This window comes from Shigella sp. SIG6, from assembly GCF_053555815.1.
In genome coordinates this window covers 16,614-30,864 of sequence record NZ_JBQZXC010000035.1, presented here as the reverse complement: position 1 = coordinate 30,864, position 14,251 = coordinate 16,614, and the positions used below count along the sequence as shown (strand labels likewise).

The window sequence follows — 14,251 nt, the reverse complement described above, 5'->3', positions numbered from 1 at the left end:
CGGCGCATGGCCGGGGTTTCAGATTATTGACAAAGTGCGCTTTGTTTATGCCGGATGCGGCGTGAACGCCTTATCCGGCCTACAAAATCGTGCAAATTCAATATATTGCAATCATCTTGTAGGCCTGATAAGTGTAGCGCATCAGGCTTATTTGGCATTGGTCATTAGTGATTAACGCTTGTAAATGAACTCAACGCCTTCTTCGTCGTCTTCGTCCCAGTCGTCATCCCAGTCTTCATCATCCTCTTCAGCAATCTCTTCAAGCTGCTGACGGTGATAATCATCCCACATGAATTCGACTTTCTCTGGCTGTTTCGCTTCTTCAGCCTGCACGACCGGGTTTTCAATGATAAAGGTCATCACATCCCAGCAGAGATCTTTCACGCCCAGTCCGCTCGCCGCAGAGATCAGATAATATTTATCTTCCCAGCCCAGCGCTTCAGCGATCGCTTTCGCTTTCTCTTCGGCTTCTGCCTTATCCAGCAGATCGATCTTGTTGAAGACTAACCAACGCGGTTTCGCCGCCAGATCCTGGCTGTATTTTTCCAGCTCGCTGATAATAATACGCGCGTTTTCAACCGGATCGGTGCCGTCAATCGGATCGATATCGATGAGGTGCAACAGGACGCGGCAACGTTCCAGGTGCTTCAGGAAGCGAATGCCCAGACCTGCGCCTTCCGCAGCGCCTTCAATCAGTCCTGGAATATCGGCAACAACGAAGCTCTTTTCGTTGTCCATTCGTACCACACCCAGACTTGGCACCAGAGTGGTAAACGGATAATCCGCCACTTTCGGTTTAGCCGCCGATACCGCACGAATAAAGGTCGATTTACCCGCGTTTGGCATCCCCAACATACCGACGTCAGCCAGCAGCATCAGCTCCAGCAGCAGCTCACGCTTATCGCCCGGCGTACCGTTAGTTTTCTGCCGTGGTGTACGGTTAACTGACGATTTGAAACGGGTATTGCCCAGACCGTGCCAGCCGCCCTTAGCAACCAGCAGACGCTGACCGTGTTTAGTCATATCACCCATGGTTTCACCAGTACCCTGGTCGATTACACGCGTACCTACCGGCACTTTAATCGTCACGTCTTTACCGCGCTTACCGGTACAATCGCGGCTTGCACCGTTCTGACCGCGCTCTGCACGGAAAGATTTTTCAAAACGATAATCGATAAGCGTGTTCAGGTTCTCGTCGGCTTCCATCCATACGTCACCACCATCACCGCCGTCGCCGCCATCCGGGCCGCCTTTCGGAATATACTTTTCGCGGCGGAAGCTCACGCAACCATTACCGCCATCACCTGCAACGACCAGAATCGATGCTTCATCAACAAACTTCATTTTATTCTCCGTAAATCATTCGCCTGCGCGGGGTTGCGATACCACCGTTGTATGCTTACGTAATCCGCCCCAAATACGATGACCAATGGCGGAATACATCGCGCCCGCAACCACGACAAACGCACCGAGATAACCTAAAAGGTTTAACATCGGTCTGGCGAAGAAATCGGGCCAGGCCAGTGATAAAAGATCTGAAAAAAACAGCGTAAACAGTGGGGTGAGCGTGATGATCGCGCTCACCTGCGCTGCCTGCCAGCGAGCCATCGCTTCCGCCAGGGCGCCATATCCTACCAAGGTATTCAGTCCGCAAAAAATTAAACATGCGAGCTGCCAGTGGCTAAGCTGCGCTATCACTCCAGGCTTTGCCAGAGGGAAGAGCGCGATTGTACATAAAGTGTACAGTAAAAACAGGATCTGCGGTGAGGCCAGCCGACGCAATAAAACCTTTTGCGCCACGCCATAACTCACCCAAACCGTCGCCGCACCGACCCCAAAGATAACTCCCCAGGTGTAATCGGTGAGCTTTGTAAATATCTCGACCAGACTGGTGTTAAAAAACATCACCAGACCGCTCAGGAGCATCAATGCCCCTACAACCTGAGTGCTGCGCATTTTCTCTTTCAGGATAAATACGCTGGCAACCATCATGCCAACTGGCGAGAGTTGCCCAATCACCTGCGAAGCGGTCGGACTCAGGTATTGCAAGGATGAGCTGAACAGGATGAAGTTCCCAAACAGCCCGGCGGTCGCCACTGCCAACAAAATCAACCAGCGTGGCTTACGAAACACGCGTAATGGCGGCAACCTCTTCTTCACCGCAAGAATGGCACCAAGGCCAATACTCGCCATCAAGAAACGGTAAAACACGATTGTCGGAGGTTCCATCACCTCCAGCACCTGCTTCATTGCGATTGGCAACGCCCCCCAGCAAATTGCTGTGGTAAGCGCCAAAAGAATGCCAATGCCTGCCTGCTGCTTCATACCGTATTCCCTGCAAAGCGCATTTGCGGATTAACGTCGCACCATGCGCATTTTTACCGGTTATCGAATGTAAAAAGCCCCGCAACGTGTTGCGGGGCTTTCATCCGTTACCGGGACGCGAAAAACTTATTCAGCTTCGATGCTGATAAATTTACGGTTTTTCGGGCCTTTAACTTCGAATTTCACTTTACCGTCTGCTTTAGCAAACAGAGTGTGGTCACGACCGCAACCTACGTTAGCGCCAGCGTGGAATTTGGTACCACGTTGACGAACGATGATGCTACCCGCCAGAACGGATTCGCCACCGAAACGCTTAACGCCTAGGCGTTTAGCTTCTGAATCGCGACCGTTACGTGTGGAGCCGCCAGCCTTTTTATGTGCCATTTGAAATCTCTCCTCAGGTCTTAGGCGCTGATGCCAGTAATTTTCACATCAGTGAACCACTGACGATGGCCCTGCTGCTTACGATAGTGTTTACGACGACGAAACTTAACGATTTTAACTTTCCCGCCACGACCGTGAGCAACAACTTCAGCTTTGATTACGCCGCCATCAACGAAAGGAACGCCGATTTTGACTTCTTCACCGTTTGCGATCATCAGCACTTCAGCGAACTCAACAGTTTCGCCAGTTGCGATGTCCAGCTTTTCCAGGCGAACGGTCTGACCTTCGCTTACTCGGTGTTGTTTACCACCACTTTGGAAAACCGCGTACATATAAAACTCCGCTTCCGCGCACACCTTTTCAATGATTCAGAGTGCGCTATAAATATTCACAATAGGGCGCGAATATTACGCAAAACGCACGCCTTTGACAAGTGCTACAGTCAATACACGAAGAAAAAAAACACAACTTGTACGGTAACGTTTATCTGTGCCATTTTTTCAGTACAATTACCCTATATTCCTAACCATAAACCCTAAGTTGCCTTTGTTCACAGTAAGGTAATCGGGGCGAAAAGCCCGGCTTTTGCGATGAATTTAGAAAAAATCAATGAGTTAACCGCGCAAGATATGGCGGGTGTTAATGCGGCAATCCTTGAGCAGCTTAATTCCGACGTCCAACTGATCAATCAGTTAGGCTATTACATCGTCAGCGGCGGCGGTAAACGTATTCGTCCGATGATTGCTGTACTGGCTGCACGAGCTGTTGGCTATGAGGGAAATGCGCATGTCACCATTGCTGCCCTGATCGAGTTTATCCACACGGCGACTCTGCTACACGACGACGTTGTGGATGAATCAGATATGCGCAGGGGTAAAGCTACCGCCAACGCCGCATTTGGCAATGCCGCCAGCGTGCTGGTAGGCGATTTTATTTATACCCGCGCGTTCCAGATGATGACTAGCCTCGGTTCACTCAAAGTGCTGGAAGTCATGTCAGAAGCTGTAAACGTCATCGCAGAAGGTGAAGTTCTGCAACTGATGAACGTTAACGATCCGGACATCACTGAAGAAAACTACATGCGCGTTATCTATAGCAAAACCGCGCGTCTGTTTGAGGCTGCCGCGCAGTGTTCCGGGATTCTGGCTGGCTGTACGCCGGAGGAGGAGAAAGGCCTGCAGGATTATGGGCGCTATCTCGGCACTGCTTTCCAGTTGATCGACGATTTACTCGATTACAATGCCGATGGCGAACAGTTAGGTAAAAACGTCGGCGACGATCTGAACGAAGGTAAACCGACGCTGCCGCTGCTGCATGCGATGCATCATGGCACACCAGAACAGGCACAGATGATCCGTACCGCCATCGAACAAGGTAACGGTCGCCATCTTCTGGAACCGGTTCTGGAAGCAATGAACGCTTGTGGATCTCTTGAATGGACGCGTCAGCGCGCCGAGGAAGAAGCAGACAAAGCCATCGCAGCGTTACAGGTGCTCCCGGACACCCCTTGGCGAGAAGCACTCATCGGCCTCGCGCACATCGCTGTTCAACGCGATCGTTAATCCCCTCCCTTCATCCCGCGCAGTGCGCGGGATGATTCCAGTAAATTCCATAAAAACACTAATTCAGCGCTATAACACCTGAAAAAAAGGGCGATGAATCTTTATATATTCTGAATATTCACACTCTTTACAGGAACTTTTTAGCGCAATAGGCCATCAGAAGTATAGTGATGCCCGACAGAAGAAGTGTTCTGAATGAAAGCGACTAACTTAAGGAGTGAGGAAAGATGGAAAGTAATTTCATTGACTGGCATCCCGCTGACATCATTGCAGGTTTGCGCAAGAAAGGAACGTCAATGGCGGCGGAATCTCGCAGAAATGGTTTGAGTTCCTCAACGCTGGCAAACGCATTATCGCGCCCATGGCCGAAAGGAGAGATGATTATTGCGAAAGCCCTGGGAACTGCCCCCTGGGTTATCTGGCCATCACGCTACCATGATCCGCAGACCCATGAGTTTATCGACAGAACGCAGTTGATGCGTAGCTACACTAAACCGAAAAAATGAGTGGTCTGGCGGTAGCCCCGCGAACGGGGCTGCCAGCTCTCAGACGATTACTCGCCTTTCACACGCTCAATATTTGCACCTAAAGCGCGCAGTTTGTCTTCAATGCGTTCGTAGCCACGATCGATGTGATAAATACGATCAACCACCGTCGTCCCTTCCGCAATACAGCCAGCCAGCACCAGGCTTGCTGATGCACGCAGATCGGTTGCCATAACCTGTGCACCAGAAAGTTTTTCAACACCATGACAAATAACGGTATTGCTTTCGATTTCGGCGTGCGCGCCCATACGGCTCAGCTCTGGCACATGCATAAAGCGGTTTTCAAAGACCGTTTCGGTGATGAACCCGGTCCCTTCAGCCACCAGGTTCAACAGCGTGAACTGGGCCTGCATATCGGTCGGGAATGCCGGATGCGGCGCGGTACGTACGTTAACAGCCTTCGGACGTTTGCCATGCATATCCAGGCTAATCCAGTCTTCGCCGACTTCGATGTCCGCTCCAGCATCACGCAGTTTCGCCAGCACGGCGTCCAGAGTATCTGGCTGCGCGTTACGGCAGATAATTTTGCCACGAGAGATCGCCGCCGCCACCAGGAAAGTACCGGTTTCGATACGATCCGGCAGCACGCGATAGACACCGCCGCCTAAACGTTCCACACCTTCGATGACGATACGATCGGTGCCCTGACCGCTAATTTTCGCACCCAGCGTAATCAGGAAGTTCGCGGTATCGACGATTTCCGGTTCACGCGCTGCGTTTTCAATAATCGTGGTGCCTTCCGCCAGGGTTGCAGCACACATGATGGTCACCGTTGCGCCAACGCTGACTTTATCCATCACGATATGTGCGCCTTTCAGACGACCATCGACGGAAGCTTTAACGTAACCTTCTTCCAGTTTGATGGTCGCGCCTAATTGTTCGAGGCCAGAAATGTGTAGATCAACCGGACGCGCACCGATCGTACAACCGCCAGGTAGTGAAACTTGCCCCTGACCAAAGCGCGCTACCAGCGGCCCCAGCGCCCAGATAGAAGCACGCATGGTTTTAACCAGATCGTAAGGTGCGCAGAATACATTAACGTCGCGGGCATCAATATGCACAGAACCATTACGTTCTACTTTCGCACCCAGCTGGCTTAGCAGTTTCATTGATGTATCGACGTCTTTCAGTTTCGGGACGTTCTGGATCTCTACCGGTTCTTCCGCCAGTAGTGCGGCAAAAAGAATAGGCAGAGCAGCATTTTTAGCGCCGGAAATTGTGACTTCGCCCTGGAGCTTCGTTGGCCCCTGAACACGAAATTTATCCATTTAGTTTGTTCTCAGTTAACAATTCATATCCGCTACCGGCGAATCGCCCATAGCTCAAAAGCCGTTCAGTTTGCGATCGCGCGCCCACTCCGCAGGGGTATACGCTTTGATCGACACAGCATGAATGCGGTTATCCGCAATATATTCCATCAGCGGGCCATAGACCGTCTGCTGTTTTTTAACCCGACTCATACCGTCAAACAACTCACCCACGGCAATAACCTGAAAGTGGCTGCCATCGCCGGAAACGTGGACTTCCTGGAGGGAGAGAGCGTTCATCAACACGCTCTGAATTTCATTATTTTCCATGGGATCTTCAATCATCAGTTAATAAACCAGCGAAACATCTTAGAGCAAAGTTGCGCTGGCATAAATAAGCAAAAAGCCTCGCTGATAAATCAGACAAGGCTCGACTTGCAGGCAGGTTTGCCGGACAGGCGGTTAACGCCATATCCGGCCTGAAAAAATTTAACGAGGCAGAACATCAGCAGGCAAATTATACAATTTCGCGAGGGTATACACTTTGTCGTTTACCCCCTGAAGCGTCACGTTGTTGCCCTGCTTTTTCGCCAGATCGATAAGATGGAGCAGCAGTGCCAGTCCCCCCGTATCCACGCGGGACACACGGCTAAGATCGATGCAGGTAATCCCCTTCACCGCTTCCTCACGCATTTCCCAAAGCGGTAGCAGAACGTCCTGATCCAGCTCTCCGGATAACGCCAGCGTGTCACCCGTCTGCATCCAGCTCAGTGACTCGCTCATTATTTTTTCTCTTCCAGAGTGATTTTCTGTTGAGAAATCGATTTCAGTTGCGCAGTCAGGCCGTCGATACCTTTGGTACGCAGCAGCGTTCCCCACTCGTTTTGTTTGGTGGTGATCATACTGACGCCTTCAGCAATCATGTCGTAAGCTTGCCAGTTTCCCGTCTGGGAGTTTTTACGCCACTGGAAGTCCAGACGCACCGGCGGACGGCCATTCGGGTCAATAATGGTAACGCGAATAGGCACAATGGTTTTATCGCCCAGCGGCTGTTCTGGCGCAATCTGATAGGTTTGACCGTGATACATCGCCAGCGCCTGACCGTAAGCCTGCTTCAGGTACTCACGGAAAGCGGCAAAGTAGGCTTCATGTTGAGCAGGGGTCGCACTCTTGTAATACTGGCCCAGCACCAGCGCACCGGCGTATTTCACCTGTACGTATGGCAGCAGTTCCTGATCAACAATGGTACGCAGATAATCCGGGTTGGCCCGAATTTGCGGTTGCTCATTCTTCAGGCGATCGAACGTTTTCTGCGCCGCCTCGTCCATCAGCTTATAAGGATTGGTCTGGTCTGCCGCGGTTGCCGCACTCAGAGGTGCAATCACCAGCAAAGCGACCATCATTAAACGTTTAAACATGCATCGGTTCTCCTGAAATTATTTCGTTGTACCCACAGGTTCAGTGGTTTCATTATTACCTGGCGCAGCAGCTGGCGCATCGCCACTATTCTTATTGTCATCGCCTTTACTACCGTAAAGGAACTGACCAATGAGATCTTCCAGCACCATCGCAGACTTGGTGTCCTGAATTGTATCGCCATCCTTCAGGATAGCAGTCCCCAGTTCCGGGTCTTCAAAACCGACGTTTAATGCCAGATATTGTTCTCCCAGCAGGCCGGAAGTACGAATGCTCAGCGAACTGGTATCAGGAATGTGGTTATAACGTTGTTCAATTTCCAGCGTTACGCGCGGCAGATAGGTTTTCGGGTCCAGCGTAATATCCGCCACCCGGCCCACAACAACACCACCAATGCTGACCGGAGAGCGCGCTTTCAGGCCGCCAATGTTATCGAACGTCGCATAAAGCGTGTAGGTCGATTCAGTACGTATGGACGTCACGTTCGCCGCCTTCAGGCAAACAAACAGCGCCGCCAGCAGTGCTGCTAATAAAAAGATACCCACCCAAATTTCATTTTTTTTCGTTTGCATGAACTCAATTCCCAAACATCAATGCGGTCAGCACAAAATCCAGCCCCAGAACAGCCAGAGACGAGTGGACAACGGTGCGAGTGGTTGCCCGGCTAATCCCGGCAGACGTCGGGATGGCGTCGTAGCCGTTAAACAACGAAATCCACGTCACCGTGATGGCGAACACCACGCTCTTAATCAGACAGTTGACCAGATCCATACGCCAGTCGACGGCATTTTGCATTGCCGACCAGAAGAACCCGCTATCAATGCCTTTCCAACTGACGCCGACCAGCGATCCGCCCCAGATCCCCACGGCGACGAAGATAACCGTCAACAGTGGTAATGAAATAACCCCAGCCCAGAAACGGGGAGAAATAACCCGACGCAGCGGATCCACCGCCATCATCTCCATACTGGAGAGTTGCTCTGTAGCGCGCATCAGGCCGATTTCTGCGGTTAACGCCGAACCAGCACGCCCGGCAAACAACAGCGCGGCAACCACCGGCCCCAGTTCACGCAGTAGCGATAACGCCACCAGCATACCCAGACTGGTTTCCGCGCTATAAGTGGTCAGAACCAGATAACCTTGCAGCCCCAACACCATTCCGATGAACACGCCAGAAACTACAATAATCAGCATCGACAGGACGCCGACATTATAGAGCTGGCGCACCAGCAGCGGCGCATGTTTGCGAAATTCCGGTTTGCCGACCAGCGCATTGAATAACATTAACCCGGCCCGCCCGAACGTTCTCAGGGTTTTAATCCCTTTATATCCGAGCGACGCCAGCGCATTTAACAGCATGAGTGGCTTAACTCCCTGGTAAAAGATCAGCGTGATAATCGCCGGCAGGATAGCGGAACGGAACAGGCCCGTCAGCTATCCCGTCCAGAAACTGACGTACGCGCGGATCAGGATTCGTCTGCAACGCCTGGGCACTGCCATGAGCGACAATTTTTTTGTCCGCCAGGATCCAGGCGTGATCCGCAATACTTAACACTTCCGGCACATCGTGAGAAACCACCACACAAGTCACGCCCAGCGCGCTGTTCAGCTCAGAAATCAGCTTCACCAGTACGCCCATGGTGATGGGATCTTGCCCAACAAAAGGTTCATCAAACATGATGAGATCCGGCTCCAGCGCAATCGCACGCGCCAGCGCTGCACGCCGCGCCATCCCACCGGAAAGTTCAGAAGGCATTAGTTTAGCCGCCCCACGCAGCCCCACGGCCTCCAGCTTCATCATCACCGTACTATGCAACAATGGCGCGGGAAGTTGGGTATGTTCGCGCAGTGGATAGGCGACGTTGTCAAATACGTTCATATCAGTGAACAACGCCCCGGACTGAAATAACATGCTCATCCGTTTACGCACTGTATACAGGCGCGAACGAGACATCGCCGGAATATTCTCACCATCGAAAAGGATCTCACCATGATCTGGTGCGATTTGCCCGCCAATCAGACGGAGTAGCGTCGTTTTACCGATGCCCGATGGCCCCATGATCGCCGTGATCTTTCCTCGCGGCACGGTCAGGGAAATATTATCGAAGATGCAGCGATTGCCACGCGTAAAACTGACATCGCGCATATCGACTAAATTCGCCACAGACTGCTCCATAATTCACCCTTCGTCTTGCGTTGATTTTCTAAGCATGGCGCTCAATTTAACCTTGAACCCAACATATTTACAGAATATTACCCGCCGTGGTTAGCGAAAGCTGGCATTTGTTTTACTTTTTAGCCGCATAAAGTCAAAATTAAGAATCCGTTACGGCTTTCTGAAAATCTTCAGCGGACCGGCGAGTATACCTGAAGAAAGGACGTTAGATGCTTTTAGCTACGGCACTGTTAATTGTTGGTTTACTTTTGGTCGTTTACAGTGCCGACCGCCTGGTTTTTGCCGCGTCTATTCTTTGCCGAACCTTTGGCATCCCGCCGCTGATCATCGGCATGACGGTGGTCAGTATTGGTACATCGTTACCAGAAATCATCGTCTCGCTTGCCGCGTCTCTGCACGAACAACGCGATTTAGCCGTTGGTACAGCCCTCGGCTCAAACATTATCAATATATTGCTGATCCTCGGTCTGGCTGCGCTGGTTCGTCCTTTTACCGTCCATTCCGATGTTCTGCGCCGTGAATTACCCTTAATGTTGTTGGTCAGCGTGGTGGCCGGTTCCGTACTCTATGACGGACAACTTAGTCGAAGCGATGGTATCTTTCTCCTCTTTCTGGCTGTGCTATGGCTGCTGTTCATTGTTAAACTTGCACGTCAGGGGACTGACAGCCTGACCAGAGAGCAGCTTGCAGAGCTGCCGCGTGACGGCGGATTGCCCGTCGCGTTTTTATGGCTCGGCATTGCGCTTATCATCATGCCAGTGGCCACGCGGATGGTGGTTGATAACGCCACGGTGCTGGCGAATTACTTTGCCATCAGCGAGTTGACGATGGGTCTGACGGCAATTGCTATCGGAACCAGTCTGCCGGAACTGGCAACCGCAATAGCGGGGGTTTGCAAAGGTGAAAACGACATTGCTGTCGGAAATATCATTGGCGCAAACATTTTTAATATTGTCATCGTGTTGGGTTTACCCGCGCTGATAACGCCAGGAGAGATTGATCCACTGGCGTACAGTCGTGACTACAGCGTGATGTTGCTGGTGAGCATTATTTTTGCGTTGCTGTGCTGGCGGCGCTCCCCGCAACCGGGCCGTGGTGTAGGGGTATTATTAACTGGCGGATTTATCGTATGGCTGGCGATGTTGTACTGGTTATCGCCAATACTCGTTGAATAACTGGAAACGCATTATGTCGCACGTAGAGTTACAACCGGGTTTTGACTTTCAGCAAGCAGGTAAAGAAGTCCTGGCGATTGAACGTGAATGCCTGGCGGAGCTTGATCAATACATCAATCAGAATTTCACGCTTGCCTGTGAAAAGATGTTCTGGTGTAAAGGGAAAGTTGTCGTCATGGGGATGGGGAAATCGGGGCACATCGGGCGCAAAATGGCCGCAACGTTTGCCAGCACCGGTACACCTTCATTTTTCGTCCATCCTAGTGAAGCCGCGCATGGTGATTTAGGCATGGTCACCCCACAGGATGTGGTGATTGCTATCTCTAACTCAGGTGAATCCAGCGAAATCACGGCCTTAATTCCAGTGCTTAAGCGTCTTCACGTACCGTTAATCTGCATCACCGGTCGCCCGGAGAGCAGCATGGCGCGCGCCGCAGATGTGCATCTGTGTGTTAAAGTAGCGAAAGAAGCCTGTCCGTTAGGGCTGGCACCGACCAGCAGCACCACCGCCACGCTGGTTATGGGCGATGCCCTCGCTGTCGCGCTGTTAAAAGCACGCGGCTTTACTGCTGAAGATTTTGCGCTCTCACACCCAGGCGGCGCACTGGGTCGTAAACTTCTGCTGCGCGTAAACGATATTATGCATACGGGCGATGAGATCCCGCATGTTAAGAAAACGGCCAGTCTGCGTGACGCATTGCTGGAAGTTACCCGCAAAAATCTTGGTATGACTGTCATTTGCGATGACAATATGATGATTGAAGGCATCTTTACCGACGGTGATTTACGCCGTGTCTTCGATATGGGCGTGGATGTTCGTCAGTTAAGTATTGCCGATGTGATGACGCCGGGGGGAATACGTGTGCGCCCTGGCATTCTGGCCGTTGAGGCACTGAACTTAATGCAGTCCCGCCATATCACCTCCGTGATGGTTGCCGATGGCGACCATTTACTCGGTGTGTTACATATGCATGATTTACTGCGTGCAGGCGTAGTGTAAAGATTCAAGGATAAACAACAATGAGCAAAGCAGGTGCGTCGCTTGCGACCTGTTACGGCCCTGTCAGCGCCGACGTTATGGCAAAAGCAGAGAACATTCGTCTGCTGATCCTCGACGTTGATGGCGTACTGTCAGATGGCCTGATTTATATGGGCAATAACGGCGAAGAGCTGAAAGCGTTCAATGTTCGTGACGGTTATGGCATTCGTTGTGCGCTCACCTCTGATATTGAAGTCGCTATCATTACCGGGCGAAAGGCTAAACTGGTAGAAGATCGTTGTGCCACATTGGGGATCACTCACTTGTATCAGGGGCAGTCAAACAAACTGATCGCCTTTAGCGATTTACTGGAAAAATTGGCGATTGCCCCGGAAAATGTGGCTTATGTTGGCGATGATCTCATCGACTGGCCGGTAATGGAAAAAGTGGGTTTAAGCGTCGCCGTGGCCGATGCGCATCCACTGTTGATCCCGCGCGCCGATTACGTGACGCGCATTGCTGGCGGTCGTGGCGCAGTGCGCGAAGTTTGCGACTTATTACTCCTGGCGCAGGGCAAACTGGATGAAGCCAAAGGGCAATCGATATGAGTAAAGCCAGACGTTGGGTTATCATTGTGCTATCACTGGCGGTTCTGGTGATGATCGGCATTAATATGGCCGAAAAAGACGATACCGCCCAGGTGGTCGTCAACAACAATGATCCCACCTATAAAAGCGAGCATACGGACACGCTCGTCTATAACCCAGAAGGGGCACTAAGCTATCGATTGATTGCTCAACACGTTGAATATTATTCCGATCAGGCCGTTTCGTGGTTTACGCAGCCGGTACTTACCACGTTTGATAAGGATAAAATCCCGACATGGTCCGTAAAAGCAGATAAAGCCAAGCTGACCAATGACCGGATGCTCTATTTATATGGACACGTTGAAGTCAACGCACTTGTGCCAGACTCTCAACTTCGCAGAATCACGACGGATAACGCGCAGATCAATCTGGTGACGCAGGATGTTACCTCTGAAGACCTCGTCACGTTATACGGAACAACATTTAACTCCAGCGGTCTGAAAATGCGCGGCAACTTACGCAGCAAGAACGCCGAGCTGATTGAAAAGGTTAGAACATCCTATGAAATTCAAAACAAACAAACTCAGCCTTAATCTTGTGCTTGCCAGCTCACTTCTGGCCGCCAGCATTCCGGCATTTGCCGTAACCGGAGACACTGATCAGCCGATCCACATTGAATCGGACCAGCAATCTCTTGATATGCAAGGCAACGTGGTTACCTTTACCGGTAATGTCATCGTCACCCAGGGCACCATCAAAATTAATGCCGACAAAGTGGTCGTTACCCGTCCGGGCGGCGAACAAGGTAAAGAAGTGATTGACGGATACGGTAAACCGGCAACGTTCTACCAGATGCAGGACAACGGTAAACCCGTTGAAGGTCACGCTTCCCAGATGCACTACGAACTGGCAAAAGATTTTGTCGTTCTGACGGGTAATGCTTATCTGCAGCAGGTCGATAGCAACATTAAGGGCGATAAGATCACTTACCTGGTGAAAGAGCAGAAAATGCAGGCTTTCAGCGACAAAGGCAAGCGCGTAACCACCGTTCTGGTGCCGTCGCAGCTGCAGGACAAAAACAACAAAGGCCAGACCCCGGCACAGAAGAAGGGTAATTAATTCGTTATGGCAACATTAACTGCAAAGAACCTTGCAAAAGCCTATAAAGGCCGTCGCGTGGTAGAAGACGTCAGCCTGACCGTCAACTCCGGGGAAATTGTCGGTCTGCTGGGGCCAAACGGTGCCGGTAAGACCACCACTTTCTACATGGTTGTAGGCATTGTGCCGCGCGATGCGGGCAACATCATTATTGATGATGACGATATCAGTCTGCTGCCTCTGCATGCACGCGCGCGCCGCGGTATCGGCTATCTGCCACAGGAAGCCTCCATTTTCCGTCGCCTCAGCGTTTACGATAACCTGATGGCGGTACTGCAAATTCGTGACGACTTGTCTGCTGAACAACGTGAAGACCGCGCGAACGAGCTGATGGAAGAGTTTCACATTGAGCACCTGCGTGACAGCATGGGGCAGTCACTCTCCGGGGGTGAACGTCGCCGTGTAGAAATTGCCCGCGCACTGGCTGCGAATCCGAAATTTATTCTGCTCGACGAACCGTTTGCCGGGGTTGACCCGATCTCGGTTATCGACATTAAACGCATCATTGAACACCTGCGCGACAGCGGCCTGGGCGTGCTGATCACTGACCACAACGTGCGTGAAACACTGGCGGTTTGTGAACGCGCTTATATCGTCAGTCAGGGGCATTTGATCGCCCACGGCACGCCTACAGAAATCTTACAAGACGAACACGTTAAGCGTGTATACCTTGGGGAAGACTTCAGACTCTGATAGG

The 14,251-nt window shown here is 51.5% G+C and carries 19 protein-coding genes; 8 read left to right on the top strand and 11 right to left on the bottom strand.

All coding sequences use genetic code 11. The features are described 5' to 3' along the window. Positions 1 to 171: 171 nt before the first annotated feature. From cgtA to rplU, 4 genes are all read right to left on the bottom strand, one after another. Entirely contained in the window at positions 172 to 1,344 is a 1,173-nt protein-coding gene (gene cgtA, locus ACUU1M_RS08520) for an Obg family GTPase CgtA (protein ID WP_000673561.1), read from the bottom strand. A 15-nt stretch (positions 1,345 to 1,359) separates the two neighbouring features. Beyond that, positions 1,360 to 2,325 (bottom strand): DMT family transporter, encoded by a 966-nt coding sequence (locus ACUU1M_RS08515; protein WP_000813037.1) that lies wholly within the window; start codon positions 2,323 to 2,325, stop codon positions 1,360 to 1,362. Between the two features lie 126 nt (positions 2,326 to 2,451). Continuing rightward, positions 2,452 to 2,709 carry a 50S ribosomal protein L27 gene (gene rpmA, locus ACUU1M_RS08510; protein WP_000940595.1) on the bottom strand — a complete coding sequence of 86 codons (258 nt, stop codon included), beginning with the start codon at positions 2,707 to 2,709 and terminating at the stop codon, positions 2,452 to 2,454. 20 nt (positions 2,710 to 2,729) lie between these two features. Beyond that, entirely contained in the window at positions 2,730 to 3,041 is a 312-nt protein-coding gene (gene rplU, locus ACUU1M_RS08505) for a 50S ribosomal protein L21 (protein ID WP_000271403.1), read from the bottom strand. Positions 3,042 to 3,299: 258 nt separating this feature from the next. Between rplU and ispB the strand changes: the two genes are divergently transcribed. Further along, positions 3,300 to 4,271 carry an octaprenyl diphosphate synthase gene (gene ispB, locus ACUU1M_RS08500; protein ID WP_001047336.1) on the top strand — a complete coding sequence of 324 codons (972 nt, stop codon included), beginning with the start codon at positions 3,300 to 3,302 and terminating at the stop codon, positions 4,269 to 4,271. 227 nt (positions 4,272 to 4,498) lie between these two features. Then, positions 4,499 to 4,777 carry a DNA-binding transcriptional regulator SfsB gene (sfsB, locus tag ACUU1M_RS08495; RefSeq protein ID WP_000445404.1) on the top strand — a complete coding sequence of 93 codons (279 nt, stop codon included), beginning with the start codon at positions 4,499 to 4,501 and terminating at the stop codon, positions 4,775 to 4,777. Positions 4,778 to 4,824: 47 nt separating this feature from the next. Here the strand turns inward: sfsB and murA are convergent, their stop codons facing one another. The 7 genes from murA to mlaF form a co-directional block, all read right to left on the bottom strand. After that, positions 4,825 to 6,084 carry a UDP-N-acetylglucosamine 1-carboxyvinyltransferase gene (murA, locus tag ACUU1M_RS08490; protein WP_000357259.1) on the bottom strand — a complete coding sequence of 420 codons (1,260 nt, stop codon included), beginning with the start codon at positions 6,082 to 6,084 and terminating at the stop codon, positions 4,825 to 4,827. Positions 6,085 to 6,138: 54 nt separating this feature from the next. Next, positions 6,139 to 6,393 (bottom strand): BolA family iron metabolism protein IbaG, encoded by a 255-nt coding sequence (ibaG, locus tag ACUU1M_RS08485; protein ID WP_000429656.1) that lies wholly within the window; start codon positions 6,391 to 6,393, stop codon positions 6,139 to 6,141. Between the two features lie 159 nt (positions 6,394 to 6,552). Beyond that, positions 6,553 to 6,846, bottom strand: coding sequence for a lipid asymmetry maintenance protein MlaB (gene mlaB, locus ACUU1M_RS08480; RefSeq protein ID WP_000004488.1), 294 nt, complete (start codon positions 6,844 to 6,846; stop codon positions 6,553 to 6,555). Further along, a complete protein-coding gene (gene mlaC, locus ACUU1M_RS08475) occupies positions 6,846 to 7,481 on the bottom strand; it encodes a phospholipid-binding protein MlaC (RefSeq protein WP_152028922.1) in 636 nt (211 codons plus the stop codon). Before mlaC ends, mlaB begins: the two co-directional genes overlap by 1 nt. Positions 7,482 to 7,499: 18 nt before the next feature. Beyond that, positions 7,500 to 8,051, bottom strand: a complete 552-nt coding sequence (gene mlaD / locus ACUU1M_RS08470; protein WP_005050758.1) for an outer membrane lipid asymmetry maintenance protein MlaD — start codon at positions 8,049 to 8,051, stop codon at positions 7,500 to 7,502. Positions 8,052 to 8,055: 4 nt separating this feature from the next. After that, positions 8,056 to 8,838: a lipid asymmetry maintenance ABC transporter permease subunit MlaE gene (gene mlaE, locus ACUU1M_RS08465; protein WP_209417827.1), complete on the bottom strand. Its 783-nt coding sequence runs from the start codon at positions 8,836 to 8,838 to the stop codon at positions 8,056 to 8,058. Between the two features lie 7 nt (positions 8,839 to 8,845). After that, positions 8,846 to 9,655 (bottom strand): phospholipid ABC transporter ATP-binding protein MlaF, encoded by an 810-nt coding sequence (gene mlaF, locus ACUU1M_RS08460; RefSeq protein WP_000438248.1) that lies wholly within the window; start codon positions 9,653 to 9,655, stop codon positions 8,846 to 8,848. A 209-nt stretch (positions 9,656 to 9,864) separates the two neighbouring features. Here mlaF and ACUU1M_RS08455 point away from each other — a divergent pair, with 209 nt between their 5' ends. Genes ACUU1M_RS08455 through lptB form a run of 6 tightly spaced genes read left to right on the top strand, consistent with a single transcriptional unit; the run spans position 9,865 to position 14,247 of the window. Further along, positions 9,865 to 10,830, top strand: coding sequence for a calcium/sodium antiporter (locus ACUU1M_RS08455; protein ID WP_000922885.1), 966 nt, complete (start codon positions 9,865 to 9,867; stop codon positions 10,828 to 10,830). Between the two features lie 13 nt (positions 10,831 to 10,843). After that, a complete protein-coding gene (kdsD, locus tag ACUU1M_RS08450; protein WP_005050755.1) occupies positions 10,844 to 11,830 on the top strand; it encodes an arabinose-5-phosphate isomerase KdsD in 987 nt (328 codons plus the stop codon). Between the two features lie 20 nt (positions 11,831 to 11,850). Next, positions 11,851 to 12,417, top strand: coding sequence for a 3-deoxy-manno-octulosonate-8-phosphatase KdsC (gene kdsC / locus ACUU1M_RS08445; RefSeq protein ID WP_000030016.1), 567 nt, complete (start codon positions 11,851 to 11,853; stop codon positions 12,415 to 12,417). Then, positions 12,414 to 12,989 carry an LPS export ABC transporter periplasmic protein LptC gene (gene lptC, locus ACUU1M_RS08440; protein WP_000030537.1) on the top strand — a complete coding sequence of 192 codons (576 nt, stop codon included), beginning with the start codon at positions 12,414 to 12,416 and terminating at the stop codon, positions 12,987 to 12,989. The genes kdsC and lptC overlap by 4 nt, the downstream gene beginning before the upstream one ends. After that, the gene (gene lptA / locus ACUU1M_RS08435) at positions 12,958 to 13,515 is read left to right on the top strand and encodes a lipopolysaccharide ABC transporter substrate-binding protein LptA (protein ID WP_000669785.1); all 558 of its coding nucleotides are present in this window, start codon (positions 12,958 to 12,960) and stop codon (positions 13,513 to 13,515) included. Before lptC ends, lptA begins: the two co-directional genes overlap by 32 nt. A 6-nt stretch (positions 13,516 to 13,521) precedes the next feature. Then, complete coding sequence (gene lptB, locus ACUU1M_RS08430) at positions 13,522 to 14,247, top strand: LPS export ABC transporter ATP-binding protein (protein ID WP_000224099.1); 726 nt, start codon at positions 13,522 to 13,524, stop codon at positions 14,245 to 14,247. The last annotated feature ends 4 nt before the right edge of the window (positions 14,248 to 14,251 follow it).